Source organism: Ensifer sp. NM-2 (assembly GCF_003024455.1).
GTDB lineage: Bacteria > Pseudomonadota > Alphaproteobacteria > Rhizobiales > Rhizobiaceae > Ensifer > Ensifer canadensis.
Genome location: NZ_PVZR01000160.1, coordinates 1 through 411, shown reverse-complemented (window position 1 = coordinate 411; position 411 = coordinate 1). Strand labels below are relative to the sequence as shown.

Sequence of the window (411 nt, the reverse complement as noted above, 5' to 3'; positions counted from 1 at the left end):
TGCGCGGGCGTGGATTTTTGTCGTAAAGCCACCGCGTGATCGACCAAAAGCCTCCTTATAAGTCCCCCTTTAGCGCCCGCTGCCTGTGAATGGCCTCGAACCGTGGTGCTGTCGATCATGTGCTGCCAGTCGTCGGTTAGCCCCAACTCGACAAGCGTTTCGAGAAGTCCATCCCACACGCCTTGTTCCGCCCAACGACGGAAGCGAACATAGATGGAGTTCCACTTGCCGTAGCGCTCGTGCATGTCGCGCCAGGGGCAGCCGATCCGCAGAACATGCAGCAGTCCGTTGAGATATCGCCGGTTGTCATGAGAGGGCCGAGACTTCCTGCCGCGCTCGGTAGGCAGCAGCCCCTCAATGATCCTCCATTCCAAATCCGTCAGATCGCCACGCGCCAAACCCGCCTCCTAA

General features: G+C 59.4%; 1 protein-coding gene. It reads right to left on the bottom strand.

The genetic code is table 11. From position 1 onward, the window contains the following. Positions 1–398, bottom strand: a 398-nt coding sequence (locus C6558_RS39280; protein ID WP_245449382.1) for an IS5 family transposase, incomplete at its 3' end; no start/stop codon positions are given. Positions 399–411: the final 13 nt, after the last annotated feature.